This window comes from Mycobacterium liflandii, assembly GCF_022354805.1.
GTDB lineage: Bacteria > Actinomycetota > Actinomycetes > Mycobacteriales > Mycobacteriaceae > Mycobacterium > Mycobacterium marinum.
In genome coordinates, this window is record NZ_CP023138.1 from 4,232,802 (window position 1) to 4,252,792 (window position 19,991).

At 63.8% G+C, this 19,991-nt stretch carries 17 protein-coding genes and 4 pseudogenes; 5 read left to right on the forward strand and 16 right to left on the reverse strand.

Annotated elements, in window-relative coordinates; translation table 11 throughout:
- Positions 1-4: 4 nt before the first annotated feature.
- The 7 genes and pseudogenes from CKW46_RS18830 to idsB all read right to left on the reverse strand — a co-directional run bounded on the left by CKW46_RS18830 (position 5) and on the right by idsB (position 7,180).
- Positions 5-1,171 (reverse strand): hydroxymethylglutaryl-CoA synthase, encoded by a 1,167-nt coding sequence (locus tag CKW46_RS18830; protein WP_482052253.1) that lies wholly within the window; start codon positions 1,169-1,171, stop codon positions 5-7.
- 45 nt (positions 1,172-1,216) lie between these two features.
- Positions 1,217-2,272 (reverse strand): hydroxymethylglutaryl-coenzyme A reductase family protein, encoded by a 1,056-nt coding sequence (locus tag CKW46_RS18835; RefSeq protein ID WP_117436091.1) that lies wholly within the window; start codon positions 2,270-2,272, stop codon positions 1,217-1,219.
- 197 nt (positions 2,273-2,469) lie between these two features.
- A complete protein-coding gene (locus tag CKW46_RS18840; RefSeq protein WP_482052254.1) occupies positions 2,470-3,408 on the reverse strand; it encodes a phosphomevalonate kinase in 939 nt (312 codons plus the stop codon).
- Positions 3,405-4,415, reverse strand: a pseudogene (mvaD, locus tag CKW46_RS18845) (diphosphomevalonate decarboxylase). The gene CKW46_RS18840 and the pseudogene mvaD overlap by 4 nt, the downstream one beginning before the upstream one ends.
- Positions 4,412-5,371, reverse strand: a complete 960-nt coding sequence (gene mvk, locus CKW46_RS18850; RefSeq protein ID WP_482052255.1) for a mevalonate kinase — start codon at positions 5,369-5,371, stop codon at positions 4,412-4,414. Before mvk ends, mvaD begins: the two are co-directional and overlap by 4 nt.
- 53 nt (positions 5,372-5,424) lie before the next feature.
- Complete coding sequence (idi, locus tag CKW46_RS18855; protein WP_015356155.1) at positions 5,425-5,961, reverse strand: isopentenyl-diphosphate Delta-isomerase; 537 nt, start codon at positions 5,959-5,961, stop codon at positions 5,425-5,427.
- Between the two features lie 182 nt (positions 5,962-6,143).
- A pseudogene (gene idsB / locus CKW46_RS18860) lies at positions 6,144-7,180 on the reverse strand (geranylgeranyl diphosphate synthase IdsB).
- 822 nt (positions 7,181-8,002) lie between these two features.
- On the opposite strand from idsB, the pseudogene CKW46_RS18865 reads away from it, so the two are divergent.
- Positions 8,003-8,541: pseudogene (locus CKW46_RS18865) on the forward strand (terpene synthase family protein); the annotation flags it as partial.
- A gap of 132 nt (positions 8,542-8,673) precedes the next feature.
- Positions 8,674-8,808: a hypothetical protein gene (locus CKW46_RS18870; protein WP_265339393.1), complete on the forward strand. Its 135-nt coding sequence runs from the start codon at positions 8,674-8,676 to the stop codon at positions 8,806-8,808.
- Between the two features lie 8 nt (positions 8,809-8,816).
- Here the strand turns inward: CKW46_RS18870 and CKW46_RS18875 are convergent, their stop codons facing one another.
- A complete protein-coding gene (locus CKW46_RS18875) occupies positions 8,817-8,960 on the reverse strand; it encodes a hypothetical protein (protein WP_020725618.1) in 144 nt (47 codons plus the stop codon).
- Between the two features lie 216 nt (positions 8,961-9,176).
- Between CKW46_RS18875 and CKW46_RS18880 the strand changes: the two genes are divergently transcribed.
- The gene (locus CKW46_RS18880) at positions 9,177-10,178 is read left to right on the forward strand and encodes a 3-oxoacyl-ACP synthase III family protein (protein ID WP_041299330.1); all 1,002 of its coding nucleotides are present in this window, start codon (positions 9,177-9,179) and stop codon (positions 10,176-10,178) included.
- 192 nt (positions 10,179-10,370) lie between these two features.
- Here CKW46_RS18880 and CKW46_RS18885 read toward each other — a convergent pair whose 3' ends face one another.
- From CKW46_RS18885 to CKW46_RS18895, 3 genes are read right to left on the reverse strand one after another with little or no spacing between them, the layout of a single operon-like run.
- A complete protein-coding gene (locus CKW46_RS18885) occupies positions 10,371-11,759 on the reverse strand; it encodes a class II 3-deoxy-7-phosphoheptulonate synthase (protein ID WP_012394885.1) in 1,389 nt (462 codons plus the stop codon).
- A gap of 48 nt (positions 11,760-11,807) precedes the next feature.
- On the reverse strand, positions 11,808-12,287 hold the full coding sequence (locus CKW46_RS18890) for a polyadenylate-specific 3'-exoribonuclease AS (RefSeq protein WP_012394886.1): 480 nt from the start codon (positions 12,285-12,287) through the stop codon (positions 11,808-11,810).
- A gap of 9 nt (positions 12,288-12,296) precedes the next feature.
- Positions 12,297-13,214, reverse strand: a complete 918-nt coding sequence (locus CKW46_RS18895) for a hypothetical protein (protein WP_176456274.1) — start codon at positions 13,212-13,214, stop codon at positions 12,297-12,299.
- Positions 13,215-13,254: 40 nt separating this feature from the next.
- Between CKW46_RS18895 and CKW46_RS18900 the strand changes: the two genes are divergently transcribed.
- Positions 13,255-14,538, forward strand: a complete 1,284-nt coding sequence (locus CKW46_RS18900; RefSeq protein WP_482052257.1) for a glycosyltransferase 87 family protein — start codon at positions 13,255-13,257, stop codon at positions 14,536-14,538.
- On the opposite strand, the gene CKW46_RS18905 is transcribed toward CKW46_RS18900, so the two are convergent.
- From CKW46_RS18905 to CKW46_RS18925, 5 genes and pseudogenes are all read right to left on the reverse strand, one after another.
- On the reverse strand, positions 14,539-15,270 hold the full coding sequence (locus CKW46_RS18905) for a lysophospholipid acyltransferase family protein (protein ID WP_482053444.1): 732 nt from the start codon (positions 15,268-15,270) through the stop codon (positions 14,539-14,541).
- Between the two features lie 87 nt (positions 15,271-15,357).
- Positions 15,358-15,747, reverse strand: coding sequence for a hypothetical protein (locus tag CKW46_RS18910; protein ID WP_015356162.1), 390 nt, complete (start codon positions 15,745-15,747; stop codon positions 15,358-15,360).
- Positions 15,744-17,017, reverse strand: a pseudogene (locus CKW46_RS18915) (ArsA family ATPase). The gene CKW46_RS18910 and the pseudogene CKW46_RS18915 overlap by 4 nt, the downstream one beginning before the upstream one ends.
- Positions 17,014-17,448, reverse strand: coding sequence for an SRPBCC family protein (locus CKW46_RS18920; RefSeq protein ID WP_011741295.1), 435 nt, complete (start codon positions 17,446-17,448; stop codon positions 17,014-17,016). Before CKW46_RS18920 ends, CKW46_RS18915 begins: the two are co-directional and overlap by 4 nt.
- A 96-nt stretch (positions 17,449-17,544) precedes the next feature.
- Positions 17,545-17,934, reverse strand: a complete 390-nt coding sequence (locus CKW46_RS18925; protein ID WP_011741296.1) for a hypothetical protein — start codon at positions 17,932-17,934, stop codon at positions 17,545-17,547.
- A 207-nt stretch (positions 17,935-18,141) separates the two neighbouring features.
- Here CKW46_RS18925 and CKW46_RS18930 point away from each other — a divergent pair, with 207 nt between their 5' ends.
- Positions 18,142-19,944, forward strand: coding sequence for an AMP-dependent synthetase/ligase (locus CKW46_RS18930; RefSeq protein WP_482052258.1), 1,803 nt, complete (start codon positions 18,142-18,144; stop codon positions 19,942-19,944).
- Positions 19,945-19,991: the final 47 nt, after the last annotated feature.

Consider the following 19,991-nt stretch of genomic DNA (forward strand, 5'->3'; position numbering starts at 1 on the left):
CACATCAGACTGCGCCGTACATCCGTTTGTGCTCGGAGATCGCTGTCAGCCGGAACGGGCGGGAGGTTTCCACCGGCAGGCTGTGGTGGTTGCCGTTGGTGGGCAGCGTGAGGTTGTGCAGTCTGCGATAGTGCTCATAGCTCAGCGGGATTCGCGTTTCCAGCGCTGCGCGGTGCTGATCGGTGCGTAGATGTTGCTGATATCCGGGAGTGACGGTTCCGGCGAATAGTTCGGCTACACAACCTGATCCGTAGCTCAGCATCGCTATCGGCTGATCTGAGAGGTCGTCCGCTTGATCCAGCAGCGCCGCGAGGGCCAGATACAATGATGCGGTGTAGCTGTTGCCGATCCGCCGGTTGTACTCGACGGTGTTGCCGACCGCCGCCTGGACCGCGGCGTCGCTGGCATCTTCACCGGCTTCTGCGGCCAGTTGTTTGTGTGCCTTGTACGCCATTTTCGTGAACGGTTGGTGGTAGCAGAAAGCCGCGAATTCGCCGAAGGGTCTACCGCCGCGTTCGGTGTAGTCTTTCCACGCGCCCGATGCCGCCTCCATATATGCGGTGACCGAGGCCTTTCCGTCGACCAACGCGGTGCTGCGATAGTTCGGTCTCCAGAAGTCCATGATGTCGGCGGTATAGATTCCCGTGGGCTCCTCCAGCCGCAGCAGCGCGGGGTCTGCCGAAACCAGCATCGCCGCGGCCGCTGCGCCCTGAGTGGGCTCGCCCGGGCTGTCGAGGTCGTAGTGGGCCACATCGGCTGCGATGACCAACACCTGCTGGGTCGGGTCGCGGTGTACGAGTGCCAGCGCGAGTTGCAGAGCACCCGTCACCCCGTAGCAAGCTTGCTTGACTTCGAGTACGCGGGCGCTCGAGGGTAGGCCGAGCAGGGAGCTCACCCAGATTCCCGCCGATTTGGACTGATCGACGCCGGTCTCGGTACCGATGACTATTGTCCGGATCTTTTGGCTGCCATGCCGTTTGATGATCGGGTCGGCGGCCGCGGCGGCCAAAGTGACGATGTCCTCATCTGGTGCGACGATGCTCATCTGCTGTTGGCCCAGACCGATGAGGTATTTGTTCACGTCCACGCCGTGGTGTTCGGCCAGGGTTGCGTGGTCGAGTACGTAATGCGCAGTGGCTATTGATAGGTCGTGAATTCCGATCGAGACCATGATGGATGTTCCTTTCCGGTGTTGCGGTTTTGGGGTTGTCTGTTGTTAGGCCGTCGATGGTTTGCGTTCGTATGTGGTGTGCGCGCGCATGAGTTCGCCTGGGTTGGTTTGGGCGGCCATGAGTGACAGTTCGCCGCACAGCACGGTGGCCGCGCAGATTACGGCGAGCCGGCGTGCGTTGGCGCCGGGGGGCCGTTGTTCGCGGCATCGCAGCTGGGCGAGGTTGTCGGTGACGAAGTCCAGGTCTTTACCGTTGCCTACGGTGCCGGCGATCAGGTTGGGAATGGTGCAGGAGAAGTACAGATCGCCGTCGCGGTCCTCGGCGTGTGTTACACCTTGGGAGCCTGCGATGATGTTGGCGGCGTCTTGGCCGGTGGCGAGGTAGAAGGCCAGCAGCATGTTGGCGTAGTGCGCGTTGGCCGATCGGATGGTACCGGCTTGCAGGGTGCCGATGAGTTTCTTGCGGATGTTGAGCGCGGTGATCGCTGCCGCGCTGGTGTGCAGGTGCTGTTCGACGAGGTCGCGGGGAATCACGATCTCGGTGACCACGTTTTTTCCGCGGCCTAGGATGCCGTTGATCGCGGTCGGCTTTTTGTCGCAGCACATATTGCCCGAGATCGATCCGTATTCCATCTGCGGATAGCGGGTCAGGATATGTGCGATCAGGTGATCGGCCGCTAGTGTGGCCATGTTGTGGCCGCTGGCGTCGCCGGTGCGGAACTCGAATCGAATGAACAGTAGGTTCGCGGTGATCTGCGGGTGCATCCCGATCAACTCGGCGAAGCGGCTTGTTTGTCCGACAACCGCTGCTAGCTCTGCGAATTCGGTCTGCAGTTGGCGCGCGGTGTTGTTTGCGACGGCGGCATCGGGGGCGATCAGCAGGATCGACCTGGTCATCTTCTCGTCGATCAGGGTTGTGACAATGCCGTTTTCGGTCAGACGGGACAGTTTGGCCCCGCGACCAACGGACGGCCATACCGGTGATTCATAGGTGGCCAACGGTGCATGGGCGCTGAATTGCCCTTCGCTGCCCGAGATCTTGATGGGCCTCACCCAGCGTAGGGGGACATGCACCGAGAGCTGCTCCTGTTGTGTGGTCATTTGTGGTTACCTCTTTCGGGCTGTTAGAAGGATGTTGTTGTTGGAAGAGCAATATCGGCGGCGTTCACCGTTGGTGGGGCTACGTCGACGTCGAGGGGGCGGATGCCCGCGTGCAGCCAGCTACGGCCAAGCCCGGCCACATCGACGGAGCTTCCTGCCAATGCAATCCCGCAGTCGCCACCTCCAGCACCGGAGGGTTAAGCGGCCGCGCCGCTGGTTTCTGCTGCGGCGCACAGCGCGTTGAGCCGCTCGGTAAAGATGCCCATTGCAGTAGCGCGGTCCAACTCGCACAGCAGATTCCGGAACTGACGCACATGCTCGCCGAGTCCCGCGCCAGCGGGCGCAGACCCGCAGCAGGAGGCCGTCGCAGGTGTCAGCAGGCCAATGGCGGCGTCGACACATTCTTCGGAAGACTCGCGGAACCGGCGCACAATCTCGTCGCGGGTTCGGTCGCCGGATGCCAGCCTGCCGATCTGGGCCGTGGTGGCCGCGGGAGCGCCCGTCCACCCGACGAGCAGACGTTCAGGCGGCGGCGCGACCGCGGCGATGACGTGGCCGGGCCATTCGGCGTGAACCGCCGAATGCAGGTCCGCGGCGGCGAGTTCGACGATGGCTTGGCGATCCGGGGAGCGGTAGGACAGCCAGCCTCCGAACACCGCCGCAGCCACGTCAACACCGGAGCCAGAGGTCGTCAGGCGCGCGGTCGCGATCAACGCAAGCCGGAATAAGGTCGTCCGGTCTACCGGGGCGCCCCATGCGGCGGTAACCGCATCGACAACCGCCACGGTGACAGCCCCACTGGAACCTAGGCCCAGCTTCACGCCACGCTCATGCAGCTGCGAGGTGATCGTCAGTCCGACGCCGCGGTCCGGGCAGTCCAGCCACTGGCGCGCGATGGCCACCGCGGATGCGATATGCGGCAGCTGCCGGGCCGCGACGGACCGGTCAGAATCCAAATCCACAGTGCCAGCTATCAGCTCGCTACTGACGGCGACCCCGCCACCGATGCCCAGATCCGCGGCCTGGACAGTGACATAGCGGTCCATCGCAGCGACCAGCGCGCCACAGCCAGGCTCGACGACCGCGAACTCGCCCAAAATGACCAGTTTGCCCGGTGCTTTTCGGATGCTGTTCACCGCGTGGCCTTCTCTACAAGAGCCACCCCGGGCCCCGGATGGGCCACCACCACCGTCTGGACCTGACTCAGCTCCTTCAGTGAGGCCGCGATAAGTGCCGCATCATCGCGCGAGCAGAGCACCTTCACGTTGGGACCGGCGTCCATCGTCAGGTAGGCCGCGATGCCGTCGCCGCGCATCGCGACGACCCGGTCGATTACCTGTAGCGAGGCCGCACTGATGTATCGAACAGCGGGCCGGGCGGCCAGCATGGTGGCGTGCATGCCCATCGCGTTGGCCTCGGCGATCGCACCGGCGCCGTGCAAGTCGCCGGCGGCAAGCGCGGCCTGCATCGCGTGCAGGTCATCACCGCTGGCGTCAGCCCAGGCTCGATACAGCGGAGAAGTCTTGACGGTCTGGCTCATTGCCGCCCGGCTCGAGATCTGCTTGGCCCCGGCCTCGACCACAACGACCACCAGCGCTAGATCAAGCGCGACATCGATTGGCTCGGCATAGGATTGGGCATCACCGTCGGCTCCAATCGCGGCACCGGCGTGCCACACCGAGAACCCGCCGAACACCGAACGACTCGCCGAGCCTGAACCACGACGCGCTAGCCGGGACAGTTCCCGGACATCGGTGTCCAACCCGTAGGCCGCACACGCAGCGGCGGCCAGCGCGGCGAAGCCACTCGCCGATGAGGCCAACCCAGCTCCGGTGGGCCCCGCATTGTGGGTATCAACGATCGCCGGGGCCCGCGACTTCACCCGCACTCGGAGCAGATCCAAGAATTCGGTAACTCGGGTCGAAAAAGCCTCCGGCGCCGGCTTCCAGGCCATCATCACGATATCCGGACCAACTCCACCGCCGGTGGGCCCGACCTCGACGGTGGTCGTAGTCGGGAAGATATCCAGGGTCATCGACAGGCTCGAGGTCATCGGAAGCATGAACTCTTCGTCGCGCTTGCCCCACTACTTGATCAGCGCGATGTTGGGATGAGCGACCGCGGTCGCCGCTGCTGTGCTCACGGCGCAACCTCGCGACCCGATGCGCTCGCGGTGAGCCGTCCGGCGAAGGAGTCGAGCGCGACAGCCCAGGTAGCCACCGCGCCGGCCTTGAGCATTGCCTCACCGATGACTTGCGCGTGGACCCAATCGCGGGCAAGTGCGAGTGCGCATCCGCCGCGACCGCTGCCAGTGAGTTTGGCGCCCATTGCGCCACTGGTGTTGGCCGCCTCGATGAGACCCTCCAGCCGCGGCGTTGACAGGTTCAGCCCGCGGAGCAGGTCGTGGTTGCGAGCCATCGCTGCCCCGAGTGCGGTGAGATCGCCTTGCTGCATGTCGATGGCCGCGCGACCGACCAGAGCATCGAGTTGCTCGACGAGCCAGTCCCGACGAGCCAAGCCGTCTCTGTCGGCAGTCAAGATTGCCGCGACCTCAGCGACGGAGTCTTTGGTCGCGCTGATCTCGCCGCTGTCAGCCACCACAAACACCCCTACCGGCGCCGGGCTCACCGGTCGGACAGCCCCCCGGTGGAACACAATGGGCCCGTCAGCGCCGGTAGCGGCCGCATCCACCCCACTGGGTGTGCCGTGCGCGGTTCGCTCCCTGGACTGAACCAGCTCATAAACCTGCGCCGCAGACGGCTCACACTCAAACAGGTCCGCAAGCGCCAGCACCACCGCTCGCACCACCGCCGCGCTCGACCCCAACCTACGCCCGCATGGCACGACGTGCGACACCTCGACAACCACGCCCGACGCGACTGCGGCTGGCACGTCGAACCGTTCAGCGAAGTCTGAGATCAGCGACGCCATGTCCAGACCCATCGACCCCACCGTTGGCTGCCGGACCGGGGTTGGTGCCGGGCCCCGGTGTGCGGTGGCCGTCTCGACCAATATCGGGATCGGAATGGCCAGTGCGGCCGCCCCATGCACCACCAGGTGCTCGCCTAGGACGATCGCTTTCCCGGTCGCCGTTCCCACACCCGATCTCGAACGTGCCTTCATCGCGGGATGACTCACTTGTTGCCCTATCGCTAGTAGATCTCTTGCGTGAACTGGGCGAAAGCGACTCGGGCGGCGCCTAATACGGTGAGGAACCAACCGGAGAAACTATCCGCTTCGAGCAGCTGGGCCAGTTCGGCCGCGGTCACCATGCGCACTTCCGAGACCTCGTCGGGGTCCGGTTGTGGCGGACCCGAGATTCGCCCCACGTACAGGTGGTTGAACTCATGCTCGACCAGACCCGTCTGCGCATCGGCGTGGCGATACGTCACCGTCCCTGCCGGTACGAGTTCGACGTCGAGCCCGAGCTCTTCGCGCACTCGGCGCTGCGCGGCCACCCGCGGGCTCTCCCCAGGAAACGGGTGTCCGCAACATGCGTTCGACAGGACTCCTGGCCAGTGATACTTGCCCGCGGCACGGCGCTGCAGTGCCATTCGCCCGGAGTCATCAAATAGGAACACCGAGAACGCGCGATGCAGCAGCCCCGGCGCTTCATGCGCAGCGATCTTCTCCGCCACACCCTGCGTGACGCCACCGGCATCAACCAACTCCAACATGATCTCCGGCATTTCAAGCAGTCCTTTCAGCGTGGTCCGGCAAATCCCCGGAAGCAGTTCCCCATCACCGCATCGTCGCGGCCTACCAAATCGTCAACCGCTACTGAACTGTTGGCCGCTTACCCGACAACCAAGAAGTGCAGCAAGGGGGCCTCTCGGGCCGTTCTGATTTCATTTCGGCTCGGTGTAAGAGGTCACCGGTCGCGGGCAATGACCAATTGCGTCAACGCAATCAGATCTTCTGATCGCGCGGAGTCAGGTAGTGCCGCCAGCGCGGCACCGATGCATTCATCGGCCTGCCGCTCGGCGGCCTTGCGGCCCCCGCGGTCTCCACCAAGTCGATCGCCTGCCGCACTTCATCGGCTGACATCGGCTCTTCAGCCCCATAAAGCTGCGCCAAGCTAGCCGCCGCCTCCGTACCAGAGCCCAAGGCGGCGACCACCGGAAAAGTCTTCTTGCGGCGGGCCAGATCACTACCGACCGGCTTACCGGTGACATTCGGATCTCCCCAGAGACCCATCACATCATCGACGATCTGGAACGCCAAGCCCAGTTGGAAACCGAACTGATGCATCGCCGTCACCGTGGCAGGATCCGCATTCGCGGCCAACGCCCCCAACGCACAGGCACAACCCATCAATACCGTCGTCTTGCCGGCCGCCATTTCCAGATAGCCATCAACGCTCACCGACTCGCGTGTCTCAAAGTCACAATCTTCGAACTGGCCATCGCACAAAGTCACACACGAGGATTCCAACCTCATAACGGCGTTCGCCGCAACCTCAGGCTCCAACATCTCAACCAACACACGGCCGGCCAACGCGTGCAACGCATCTCCGAGAACAATCGCATTGGTCTCACCCCACACCGCCCATACCGTCGCCCTACCCCGGCGAGTGGCATCGCGATCCATCACGTCGTCATGAACCAACGAGAAGTTGTGCATCAACTCCACCGCCGCCGCCACAGGAGCTGCGGCACGCGCATCACCACACGCCGACGCCGCCCCAAACGCCAACGCCGCCCGAATCGACTTGCCAGACGAACCATCTACCGGCACCCCATTGACGTCCCACCAGCCGAGGTGATATCCGGTCATCTTGGCCAACGGCTCACTCAACCACCCCACTGCTGTCCGCAAGACCGGATCGCACTGTTGCCGAGCATTTTTCAGCAGCGCCCGAGCTGCGTTCGGGGTCGCATTGGCAACATTGACCATGCCCAACGACATCGACCAACTCCTCACATCAGAAGAAACCTGTCCGCGAACCACAAGCGGTGACGAGCAGTGTCCGGTACCGGCCTCAACAACTTCTCAATGAGCTGACCTGCGGCGCTCGTTGGGCCGCAGAAGCATGTCGATCCGGTAGGGATCAACCGAATATCCAAGTGCGATCTGGATTTAACGTGTACGTAATAGATGTCTGGGTGAGTCGCTTGAGACCGACGCGCGGCGCCGCTCGCCTCCCCCGGGACGCATGCCAGCCGCCCCAGATGCGGCCATCGCGGCCGCGGGACGGAACCCGCAGGCAAGTGCGTTTTGGTACCCATATTCAGGATGCGACGCGGGCGGCGATGAGAGTGCGAGACTTCGTGAAGATGTCGCTCTTGCAGGGACTTAACTCCGCTCTGCCGCTCGCCCGGCCCCGATCACACACGCCCGACGGGCTCTCCATTCACATCACACCTTGCGACGCCGAAACATCAAGCTGCCCAGCTTGATCACACTCCTTTCGCGGCGAGACACTCCGCCACGGTTCAAGATCCGTTGAGAATCCATTGAGGACGAGCCTGTTCAATCAGCGGCGGAAATTCCCAGTAGCGCAACGGAAATGGACTCCAAGTGAACGTTATTGACTTCCCCCAGGTCGACTTGGGTACCGAGGCGACAATCAGCCCCGATGTCGACAAAGCAGGGGAACACCTGAAGACATGGTCTCGTGCCACAGGCATCGTCCTCGACGGCCCCAACGGTGACGCCTTCGATGCACTCGCGCAGCATCGCCTGGCGGCATGGACCTATCCGGCGGCAACCGGTGCGGAGCTTGATCTGATGGCGGACTGGATCGGTTGGCTCTTTGCCTTCGACGACGTTTTCGATGAATCGATAGACGGCTGCGATCAGGACTTTGCCATTGCGACGGCGGCGGCCACCAACACCGTCTACACCGGGCTGCCCTCAGCACCCCCGAGCCCAGTAGTCAGGCCCTATGTGGTGGCGTTGGAGGATCTTTGGGAGCGGACTACCCAGGGCATGCCGGCGTACTGGTGCAGACGACTGGCCAACGACATGGTCGATTACGTCAACTCCTACCGAAGCCATGCCCTGATCAACGCATCACGCATTGCGCTCGACGAACAGTCATATCGAGCCCACCGGCTGATCTCCAGCGCAGTATTCATCACGCTCGACCTCGGCGAAGCCGCCGCTAGACGTGCCCTATCGGAGTCGCTGTTGGTGCACCCATACATACGGGCCGCTCGCGAAGCCGCCAACAACATCGTGTCCTGGAGCAGGACCTCTACTCCGCGCCCAAAGAGCTCAGTCTGGGCGACCTGTGCAACTACGTCGCCGTCCTGCGGTCTCAGGATGATCTCACGACTGCGCAAGCAGCCGACCGGGTCAGTCAGTACCTGCACGAGGAGATCGCGCGCTTCGATCAAACCAAACAGCTCATCCACACCCACCTCATCCCACGCTTGCCAACCGAAGATCAACAAGGCGTGATCTCCATGCTGGATACCTGCAGCAACTGGATAACCGGCAACGTGGCGTGGTCATTGGAGACCGCACACTACGCATCGCGCGCCATCGACATGGAGCGCGAAAAGGAAGTATTCGGGGACTTGCGAACCTAGGACTCGCATCAGCGCCCAGGGGCTGCGGCGAACATCAGCACACGACAAGGCGCGGCCGTGAGCGAAAAGAAACTGGCGACCGTTGGTTCAGCCAGGTAGTTCACGGCCGGCGTCTTGGCCGCGGTCGTCAGCAGGACAACACCAAAATCCAAGACCGCCACTTCAACTCGACCACAACTGCATCCACGGTGACCGGGCCAGCGCCATCCACACGCTGTCAACGGTCACCCATTCGACACTGATCTCGCAATAACTTCCACAACAATTTCCTGGAGGAGATCATGGAGCACCGTCCCGAATGCTGCTGTGGTTGCGCGCTCGCGCAAATGCCCTCTCCCCCAGAGGAATCTGTGCCCTTACCGCCCACAGTGGGCATACTAGGCACCGCCGCATTCGTACCGCCGCGCGTCGTCACCAACAACCAGGCAGGTGCCAGCGCCGGCATCGACGATGCCTGGATATTCGCCCGAACTGGGATCCGGACCCGACGCTGGGCCGACCCGGAGCAGGCCACCTCGGATCTGGCCGTCCAGGCCGCCGAACAGGCCCTCGCCAACACCGCAATCAACGCCGGGCAGCTCGGAGCGATCATCGTCTCGACCTCCACACCCGACCAACCCCAGCCACCCACGGCCGCCTTTGTCCAAAATGCGCTGCACGCCAACAGCGCATACGCCTTCGACACCAATGCGGTGTGTAGCGGGTTCCTGTTCGCCATCAACACCGCACACGCGCTGGCCCAACGTGACAGCATCCACGTGCTGGTCATCGGAGCAGACGTCTACTCACGCATCCTTGACCCCACCGACCGAAAAACGGTCTGCCTGTTCGGCGACGGCGCCGGTGCTGTGGTGGTCGGACCCACCACAGCCAGCTCGAGGCACCTGCGCATCGTCGACACCGAACTGCACACCTTCACCCAGCACATCAACCTGATCGGGGTGCCCGGCGGCGGCAGCCGCCAGCCCCTGACCACGGCCACTCTCGACGCGGGACAGCACTACTTCCACATGGACGGTCGAGGCGTCCGCGACTTCGTCACCACCACGGTCCCGGAGCAAGTCCGCAAATTCTTGGCGCGACACCACCTCGCTGTGGAGGACATCGACCACGTGGTGATGCACCAAGCCAATGGACGCATGCTCGATGAGATCTACTCGCTACTGGACCTGCGTAACGCCACATGCCACCAAACCATCGACCGATTCGGCAACACCGGTTCGGCATCGATCCCCATCACCCTGCACCACGCGTACCCCGAGCTGCACGGCAATATCCTGTGCATCGGTTTCGGTGGGGGAATGGCCGCCGGTATCACGCTGCTGGCCGCGGCGTCGGGCAGCGCGGGTGATGTGGGCGCTCACAAGTAGCACGCGCTGCGCCACCACCGGACCGCCCCCGACCGGGGCGACGATCCGGGAGCGTCGCAATCCTGCCCGCGCCTGGTCACGAACAGGCGCGCGCCGGACCCGGGTAACCGACCCCAGCACCGCGGGCTGACCGTCCGAAATTCGGACGGTCAGCAGCGGTCATCCCATCGGAAAGCCCACCGCCAACGGCGGTTAGTCGCGCAGCATTTCGGCGACCAGGAAGGCCAGTTCCAGTGATTGTTGGGTGTTCAGTCGTGGGTCGCAGGCGGTCTCGTAGCGCCCGGATAGGTCGGAGTCGGAGATGTCTTGCGCGCCGCCCAGGCATTCGGTGACGTTCTCGCCGGTGATCTCGACGTGGATACCACCCGGGTGGGTTCCCAGGCCGCGATGGACCTCGAAGAATCCCTGTACCTCATCGACGATGCGGTCAAAGTGGCGGGTTTTGTAGCCGGTGGATGACTCGTGGGTGTTGCCGTGCATCGGATCGCACTGCCAGATCACCTGGTGACCGGCGGCCTGGACCTTCTCCACGATCGGCGGCAGCAGATCACGGACCTTGTTGTTCCCCAACCGACTCACCAGCGTCAGCCGGCCCGCCTTGTTATGCGGATCCAGCCGCTCGACATACTCGACAGCCAGCTCCGGAGTCATCGTCGGGCCGATCTTGACCCCGATCGGATTGGCGATCACCTCCGCAAAAGCAACGTGGGCGCCATCGAGTTGACGGGTCCGCTCACCGATCCACACGGTATGGGCGGACAAGTCATACAACTGCGGCTCACCGTTTTCCCCCTCACCCAACCGCAACATCGCCCGCTCATAATCGAGCACCAAAGCCTCATGACTGGCGTAGATCTCAGCGGTCTGCAGATTACGGTCGGCCACCCCACAGGCACTCATAAACCGCAGGCCCCGATCGATCTCGTTGGCCAGCGCCTCATAGCGCGCCCCCGCCGGCGAGGTCCGCACAAACTCGCGGTTCCAATCATGAACCAAATGCAGCGACGCCAACCCCGACGACGTCAACGCCCGCACCAAGTTCATCGCCGCACTGGCATTGGCGTAGGCACGCACCAGCCGCGACGGATCATGCTCGCGGGCAGCAGCATCGGGCGGAAAACCATTGATCATGTCACCGCGGTAGGACTTCAACCCCAACGCATCAGTATCGGCCGAGCGCGGCTTGGCGTACTGCCCCGCAATCCGAGCAACCTTGACCACCGGCATGCTCGAGCCATAGGTCAGCACCACCGCCATCTGCAACAGCGTGCGCACATTGCCCCTGATATGCGGCTCGGTGTTATCGGTAAACGTCTCCGCGCAATCCCCACCCTGCAGCAAAAACGCCTCACCACGAGCGACCTGCGCCAGCTGCTCCTGCAACCGGATGATCTCCGAAGGCACCGTCACCGGCGGCACACTCTCGAGCACCTTACGCATCGCCGTCGCCTGATCGACCGGCCAGCTGGGCTGCTGAGCAGCCGGCTTAGCCAACGCAGCATCCAACCGCGCCCGCAACTCATCAGACAACGGCGGCAACGACGGCAGCTGGTCAATCGGAATATCGACGGTCCAGTTCATCGGTACATGGTAACTGGGCATTGTTGCGGGCTGATGGGCCGAACGTTGCTAGCGGTCGGTGATGATCAAAAACCTTCGCAATTGATCACGGGCATCGACCAGCGCGTCGTGGGCATCTCGGGACCGCGGGGGTAGCCGCGGGCTGCCGCGATCCTCCCACAGCTGCCGCAATTCCCGGGTGAAACGCGGTATCGCCTTCGGCAGGCCCGGCATCGGACCCCACAACTGACACAGCGCGACATGATCGTAGGCCCCGACCCAGGCCCATAGTTCGATCTGCTCGCCGCTGTCCACACCGAGGAACTCCTCCAGGTCCAGGCGGATCTGGCGGCGCGAACGCCACACCTGCGAGGCGGGTGACGGCAGTTTGGTCAGCACATGGGCACGAACCCAACTTCCAGCCCGTTCCGGATCGAATTCCGTGGAAACGGCGTAGTACTCACGGCCGTCCTCGGCGACCACGCCGATCGAGACCAGTTCGATGGTGCGGCCATCCTCGATGAACTCGGTGTCATAGAAGTACCGCATCGCCGCAGCCTATACGGAGGTCAATATCGGCTCGGTGCCCTCGGGTGGCGGCGCGGGGTGAACGTCGCGATCCAACTGCGCCTCGACGGCGCGCTCGTCGGGCAGCCGAGGGGTGCCGGCGATCGCACACTGCAACCAGAGCTTGGCCCGCACCACCGGGCGGCGCAAGGTGCGCTCGCGCTGCAACGCTCGCCGCATCTTGTCCGGTTTCGCGGTATAGCGCCACCGGGCCCAAGGGGCATGCGGCCGCGACAGCCGGATTGCACCGATGACCAGCAACACCACGATGAACATGCCGAGCAACCCGGTCCACACCTTGCCCTTGATCAGCACCACCGTTGCCAGCGGCAGCGTGAGCACCAATCCGCCGACCACCACCGCACGCGGGAGCACCGAATCGCTACCGGACCAGATCGTCGGGAAGAACATCAGGGGATGCAAACCCAGGGTCAGCAGACCCGCCACCGCTACCGCCGCAAAAACCGCGTCCACCGAGGTACGGCCGTCTTCCTCCCAATAGACGTCGGACAGATGCAGGATCAACGCATACTCGTCGAGCACCAGTGCCGCGCCGATCCCAAAAAAAGTTGCCGCCACGCTGAGTTCGGGCTCGCGTCCGTTGACAGCCAGCGTCACCAAGGTCAGCCCCGAGATCATCACCAGCACCACCCCGAATGTCACATGGTGGACATGCACCGACCCGAGGTGCACATTGCGGGGCTGCCACCACCTGGGCGGCGGGCCATCGTCTGGGCGCCCGCGGATGACGCGCACGAAGGTGCGGGTCACAAAAAACGTCAGGATGAAGGCAACCAGGCAGCACAAAAGCGGCAATCGGCCGCGGTCGACAATGTCATGCTGCAGCCAATAGAACACCTCAAAAAAGTTACGCCCACCGACGAATGCAGGTCGGCAGCCTCGCTGCAGCGGTGTCCGGCCGTCCGGTAACGATTAGGCTGTCGGGGAAATGAGTACATTGAGGTCGCCCGACGTGGGCAGTCGACTCGGGCGGGTCTCGGTTTGGTACCTGCTGTGGCTGGTAGCGGCCGCGGCACTGGCATACGTGGTCTGGCGGTTGTTCGGGCACATCCCATACCGCATCGACATCGACATCTATCAGATGGGCGGTCAGGCCTGGTTGGACGGGCGCCCGCTCTACAGCGGCGACGTGAAGTTCCACACACCAATCGGACTGGACCTGCCGTTCACCTACCCTCCGCTGTCGGCGGTGGTGTTCAGCCCGTTTGCCTGGTTACACATGCCGGCGGCCAGTGTGGCGATCACATTCTTGACGTTGGTGGTGCTGATCGCGTCGACGGTGGTGGTGCTTACCGCTCTGGATGTGTGGCCCAACTCGGAGCAGCTGCCCGGACCCGCGTGGCTGCGCCGGTTGTGGTTGGCGGTCATCATCGTGGCCCCGGCCTCGCTCTGGCTGGAGCCGATCAGTTCCAACTTCGCTTTTGGCCAGATCAATGCCGTGCTGATGACCTTGGTGATACTCGACTGCTTCCCGCGTCGCACACCGTGGCCCCGGGGGCTGTTGCTCGGCTTGGGGATCGCCCTGAAGCTGACTCCGGCCGTGTTCCTGCTCTACTTCCTGCTGCGCCGCGACAACCGGGCGGCGCTGACGGCGGTGGCGTCTTTCGTGGTCGCCACGCTGGCCGGTTTCGCGCTGGCCTGGCACGACTCATGGGAGTACTGGACCGACACCTTGCTGCACACCGACCGGATCGGTTCCGCGGCGCTCAACACCGACCAGAACATTGCGGGCGCACTCGCCCGCCTACCGATCGGCGAGCATGCGAGCCACCTGCTGTGGGTGTTGCTGTCTTTAGGGGTACTCGCGGTGACCGTCTGGGCGATGCGGCGGGTCCTGCAGGCCGAAGAGCCAAGCCTTGCGGTGATCTGTGTCGCCTTGTTCGGCCTGGTGGTTTCCCCAGTGTCGTGGTCGCATCATTGGGTTTGGATGTTGCCGGCGGTGGTCGTGACCGGGGTGCTGGCCTGGCGGCGGCGCAACGTCGCGCTGGCGGTGGTCACCATTGCCGGATTGGCGCTGATGCGCTGGTCACCGATCGATTTGCTGCCCAAACACCGCGAGGCCACCGCGGCCTGGTGGCGTCAGCTGGCCGGCATGTCCTACGTGTGGTGGGCGTTGGCCGTGATCGTCGTGGCCGGACTGACGGTCACCACCCGGATTACAATGCAGCGTCCGGCGGAGCCGGACCGAACCCCGGCCCCGGCCGCGCGCTGATTATCCGGCGGCGGTTTCGGGAATCCGTACCGCGTCGCCGGACCCGTCGTCATCCCCCTTGCCGCCGTTCTTGATGCTGGCGGCGTAGATGTCGACGTACTCCTGGCCCGAGAGCCCCATCAGCTCGTACATCACCTCGTCGGTGACGGCCCGCTCGATGAAGTGGTTGCCGGCCAGACCCTCGAACCGCGAGAAATCCATCGGCTTACCGAAACGAACGATGACGCGGCCGAAGCGCAACATCTTGCGTCCCGGCGGGTTGACGACATTGGTGCCGATCATCGCCACCGGGATGACCGGAACTCCGGTGTGCAGCGCCAGCCGAGCCAGGCCCGTCTTGCCTTTGTAGAGGCGACCGTCGGGCGAGCGGGTGCCTTCTGGGTACATGCCCAGCAGCTTGCCCTGGCGCAGCAGTCCTGCGGCGATTTCGAGTGCGGCCTGTGCCGCGTCGGAATTGGTGCGGTCGATCGGCACCTGCCCGGAGACGCTGTAGAACCAGCGGTTGATCCAGCCTTTCACGCCGGTACCGGTGAAGTATTCGGCCTTCGCCAGGAAGGTGATCCGACGACGCACGACCAATGGCAGGTAGAAACTGTCGGCCACAGCGAGGTGATTACTGGCGAGAATAGCCGGCCCGGAGCTCGGGATGTGTTCCAGCCCTTCGACTTTCGGCCGCCCCAACAGGGTGAAGAGCCAGCCCATGAAGATGTACTTGAATAGATAGTACCACATGGCCCTCCCTCTCACCCGCATCGGAATGATGTCTGCGCCAACTGTACCCATCGGCGATAGGTACGACCACCTCCGTAGGTTGGTCGCTTACTCTTGCAGAGTAATCGGGATCGCCTGGTAGCGCGTCTTCGCATCGGCGTTCGCCGACCCGTTTTCGGGGGCGCTCTCACTGCTGAGGCCCCCGCCGGGCGGACCATCCGGCGGCGGTTTCGCCGATCGGTCGATGTCGTCGACTATGGCGCGAATCACGTTGAGCAACGCCACACTGTGTTCGGCGATAACCGTCGTCAACGGGTGCTGCTCACCATTGACCAGCGCAGCGAGCGCACACAGCGGGCACCACACCTGTTGGCACTTGCCGGTCGCTCCGCCCGATGCCATGGCGGCCGCGGCGCGCAGTGCAGGATCTACGCCATCGAGGATCGCCTGGGCGAGTTTGCGCAGTTCAGGACCAACTTCGGTATGGGGCCCAGTCACGTCGGCCACACCTCCGGATCTGGTCGAAATCGAACGGTCAGCTCACCGCCAGACAGGCGCGCGTCCAGCACGATGCACCTCCGCAATACGGAGGCCAACCGCACCCTGCGCCGCATGCCGCCGGCACTGATGATCAGGTCGTCATCAGCTCGGCCCAGTGTCAACGAACCGGGATCGAGCTGGGGCAACGCTAGCCGCAGACGATATACCGCCCCAAGGCCGGACCCGGACTCGAGGTCAACAATCGGACGCAGCGGCCCCGGCGGCGCGCTTCCGCGGCGCCGGCGGGCGCCATCAAGCAGCCCACCGAGGGCCTTGGGTCCGATCGGCTCGCCGGCCGCATGCGCAACCAGCACCAGCGCCACATCGCCAATGGTGGCGTCGAGTTCCTCGAGAACGGCACGCTGCTCGGAGATGCGTTCGGCATACCAATAGAAGGCGGGGTGGTCGGGCAGACTGCGGTACTCGTATGCCTCGTCCCGCACCAGAACTTGATTGACGAGTAATTCCTCGACGCGGACGCCCATCAGGGCCAACGATCCCAGCGTGCGCGTCGCCTCCGCTGCGACCACCCGCTCAGGAGTCAGCACCAGATGCGCGCCGACCAGAGAACCATCCGTCAGCAAAGTGCTGAGTCGATCGACGCTGGCACTGGTTCGCTCCAGCAGCTCCACCAGCGCGGCCGAGCGGCCATCTTCGATAGCGAGACTGAGCCGGCGATGCCGCGGCCACGCGCGCTCGACGTACAGGGAGAAGGTGGCGGGGAGGGTCAACATCCGCAGGGCGTCCGCGGTCGAGGCGCAGTCGACCACGATGCGGTCCCAACGTCCACTGGCCGCGAGCTCACCGACCGCGTGCAGACCGAGCACTTCCTGGACTCCGGGCAGCGCGGAGAGCTCCTCGGGAGCAATGCTGCCCAACTCCGAATCCGGAAATCGCCCATTGAGGGCATCGACAACGTCTCGCCAGCGGTCTTCGAGCAACGCCAGGGTGTCCAGCGCTAGGGCGTCCAAGAACCCCCGCCGGTGTCGACCTGACCGGTCTCGAGATCAGCAAAAACACGAACCGGCTCGCCGGAGCCCGTCGGCGCAACCGCAATGCCCAGCACATCACCCAGCGAGTGCGCCTGATCGGTGGATACCACCAACACCCGCTGACCAGCAGTGGCGTCGCAAACCGCGGTGGCGGCCGCCAAAGTGGATTTTCCTACCCCGCCTTTGCCTACGAAGAGACTGATCTGAGCCGGGGTGGGCGCAACAGGATCACTCAGCCCTCAACTCGTTTCTTCAGATCTTTCAGGGCTCCGTCGATCAGCCTGCGCTCAGCCTTGCGCTTGAGCATTCCGATCATCGGAATGGCCAGATCAACCGACAACTCGTAGGTAACGTCAGTACCAGAGCCTTTGGGCGCCAAGTGATACGAACCTTCAAGGGCCTTCAGCAGCGAGCTGGACTGCAGGGTCCAGCTAAGCGATTGACGGTCTGCCGGCCACTCATAGGCCATGATCAGGGTGTCCTTGAAGATGGTGGCGTCCATCAACATCCGGGCCAACATCGGATAGCCGTCGTCATCGGCCTCGAGGATTTCGACTTCCTTGTACTCGGAGATCCATTCGGGGTAGGCCTCGATGTCAGCGATCGCTTTCATCACCTCACCCGGCTCCGCATCGATGTAAATCGTCTGCGTCGTCTTGTCCGCCACCTGACCACCTTTCTCTGCCCCCGCACTCGATGTTTTTTCCCGGGGACACGGCCTTCCGGCAGAAACGGTACTCCCCGAAGCGCTACCTTGACCCGGCTAAATTACCGGAGAAACTCCGATCGGGCGTGTCTGCTCCAACGTCGTTTTCACCTCGAACGCCATCTTCTTGCCCGCCACCCGGCGCTGATGCGTCATTTTCGCCAGCTTCATCCGGGCCAACTCCCAAGCCGTCACTCCAGTGGGTTCAGCATGCAGGAAATAGTGCAGCACGACCCCGTCCAACGACGGCTCGAGCCAGATCTCCATCGTGCCGGTCAAGGCCCCGGTAACCGCCCACCTGATTCCCTTGTCGGCGCGGTCCTCGGTGACTTGCAGCCACAGATCGGGCCACCACCGGCTCCAGCTTGATCGATCCGCGACCGCGGCTCCGACCCGTGCGCCATCCGCGGCGATATACGTCTCATCCGCGATCTGGATGCTGTTCATGGCCACAGCTTCACACACCCACCTGAGGGGAGCTGGCACCACCCCGCAGGTGCGGAACCCGCGCGCGGGCAATCGCAGTGAGAATCCGAACCAGGTGCCAACCAGGCGCCTCCATGCTGCGCGAATGCTGCGATTAGGCTGTGAGCAGGCAGTCCGCCCGCAAAATGGCAATCAACGCCACAACAGGTGTAGCGAGGTCGAAACGAAGTGCGTCAGTACAGTGTCCCCGCCCGTTTTTCCGTCGACGAGCGCGACAACGTCGCGGCCATGGTTTTCGAGCACGAGCGCGATGATCCCGACCACATCATCTATCAGCGCCAGATCGACGGTATCTGGACCGATATCACCTGCGCCGAGGCGGCCCGGCACATTCGTTCTGCAGCATTGGGTTTGATCGCACTCGGAGTCCAGGCCGGTGACCGGGTGTCCATTTTCTCGGCCACTTGCTACGAGTGGGCGATCCTGGATCTGGCGATCCTGGCGGTGGGCGCTGTCACCGTGCCCATCTACGAGACATCGTCTGCCGAGCAGGTGCGCTGGGTGCTGCAGAATTCAGAAGCCGTGCTGGCGTTCGCTGAGACTGACGCGCATGCCGCAATGATCGCCGAGCTGACCGGTGACCTGCCCGCCCTGCGCCGCGTCCTGGTTATCAACGGTTCGGGTCCCAAGGCGCTCGAGCAGCTCGCCGAGGAGGGCGGGTCGGTTGACCGGGCAGAGCTGACGGCGCGACTCGATGCGCTGCGCTCCTCGGATCCGGCAACCCTGATCTACACCTCGGGCACCACCGGGCGGCCGAAGGGCTGCCAACTCACCCACTCCAACCTGCTTCACGAGATTCGCGGCACGCAGGAGTGCCTACCCACGCTGCTGACCCCCGGGCAACGGCTGCTGGTCTTCTTGCCACTGGCCCACGTGCTGGCCCGGGCGCTTACCTTGTCGGCCTTCGCCAGCAAGGTGACCGTCGGATTCACCAGCGACATCAAGAATCTGCTGCCACTGTTTGCGGTGTTCAAACCCACCGTTGTGGTTTCGGTACCGCGGGTTTTCGAGAAGGTCTACAACACCGCGGAACAGAATGCCTCCAACGACGGCAAGGGGGCGATCTTCAAGCTCGCCGCGCAGACGGCGGTCGATTGGAGTCGAGCCTGGGATGACGGCCGCCCGGGGTTGCTGTTGCGCGCCAAGCATGCACTGTTCGACCGGCTCGTGTACCACAAGCTGCGCGCGGCGCTTGGCGGCGACTGCCACGCGGCGGTCTCCGGTGGGGCACCGTTGGGCGCACGACTTGGTCACTTCTATCGCGGGGTCGGCCTAACCATCTACGAGGGCTACGGACTGACCGAGACCAGCGCGGCCGTCACGGTCAACCAGATTGACGCTCTCAAAATCGGGACGGTCGGAAAACTGGTGCCCGGCAACAGTTTGCGAATCGCCGACGACGGCGAGTTATTGGTACGCGGCGGCGTGGTGTTCAGCGGCTACTGGCGCAACGAACAGGCCACCGACGAGGCATTCACCGACGGCTGGTTCCGGACCGGCGACCTCGGCGCAGTTGACGACGACGGCTTCCTGAGCATCACCGGCCGCAAGAAGGAGCTCATCGTCACCGCGGGCGGTAAGAACGTCGCCCCCGCGGTGCTAGAGGATCAGCTACGGGCGCACCCGCTGATCAGCCAGGCGATGGTGGTCGGGGACGCCAAGCCGTTCATCGGCGCACTGATCACCATCGATCCCGAGGCGTTCGGCGGTTGGAAGCAACGCAACAGCAAGGCCGACCATGCGGCGGTGCGCGACCTGGCCGAGGACCCCGACCTGGTTGCGGAGGTGGATGCGGCCGTCAAGGAGGCCAACTTGGCGGTGTCCCACGCCGAATCGATCCGCAAATTCCGAATTCTGCACGTCGATTTCACCGAGGACACCGGCGAGTTGACGCCAACGATGAAGGTCAAGCGCAACGTGGTCGCCGAAAAGTTCTCCGTCGAGATCGAGGCGATCTACACCAAGGATTAGTCCAACGCGCCGCCGGCGGCTCCGCCGGCGGCGCGCATGAGCGGATC

Bases quoted from the DNA above. Each gene is read 5' to 3' on its own strand.
- CKW46_RS18830 (WP_482052253.1), bottom strand. From the start codon at position 1,171: ATGGTCTCGATCGGAATTCACGACCTATCAATAGCCACTGCGCATTAC.
- CKW46_RS18835 (WP_117436091.1), bottom strand. From the start codon at position 2,272: ATGACCACACAACAGGAGCAGCTCTCGGTGCATGTCCCCCTACGCTGG.
- idi (WP_015356155.1), bottom strand. From the start codon at position 5,961: ATGCCGGAGATCATGTTGGAGTTGGTTGATGCCGGTGGCGTCACGCAG.
- CKW46_RS18885 (WP_012394885.1), bottom strand. From the start codon at position 11,759: ATGAACTGGACCGTCGATATTCCGATTGACCAGCTGCCGTCGTTGCCG.
- CKW46_RS18890 (WP_012394886.1), bottom strand. From the start codon at position 12,287: ATGCGGTACTTCTATGACACCGAGTTCATCGAGGATGGCCGCACCATC.
- CKW46_RS18900 (WP_482052257.1), top strand. From the start codon at position 13,255: ATGAGTACATTGAGGTCGCCCGACGTGGGCAGTCGACTCGGGCGGGTC.
- CKW46_RS18905 (WP_482053444.1), bottom strand. From the start codon at position 15,270: ATGTGGTACTATCTATTCAAGTACATCTTCATGGGCTGGCTCTTCACC.
- CKW46_RS18925 (WP_011741296.1), bottom strand. From the start codon at position 17,934: ATGAACAGCATCCAGATCGCGGATGAGACGTATATCGCCGCGGATGGC.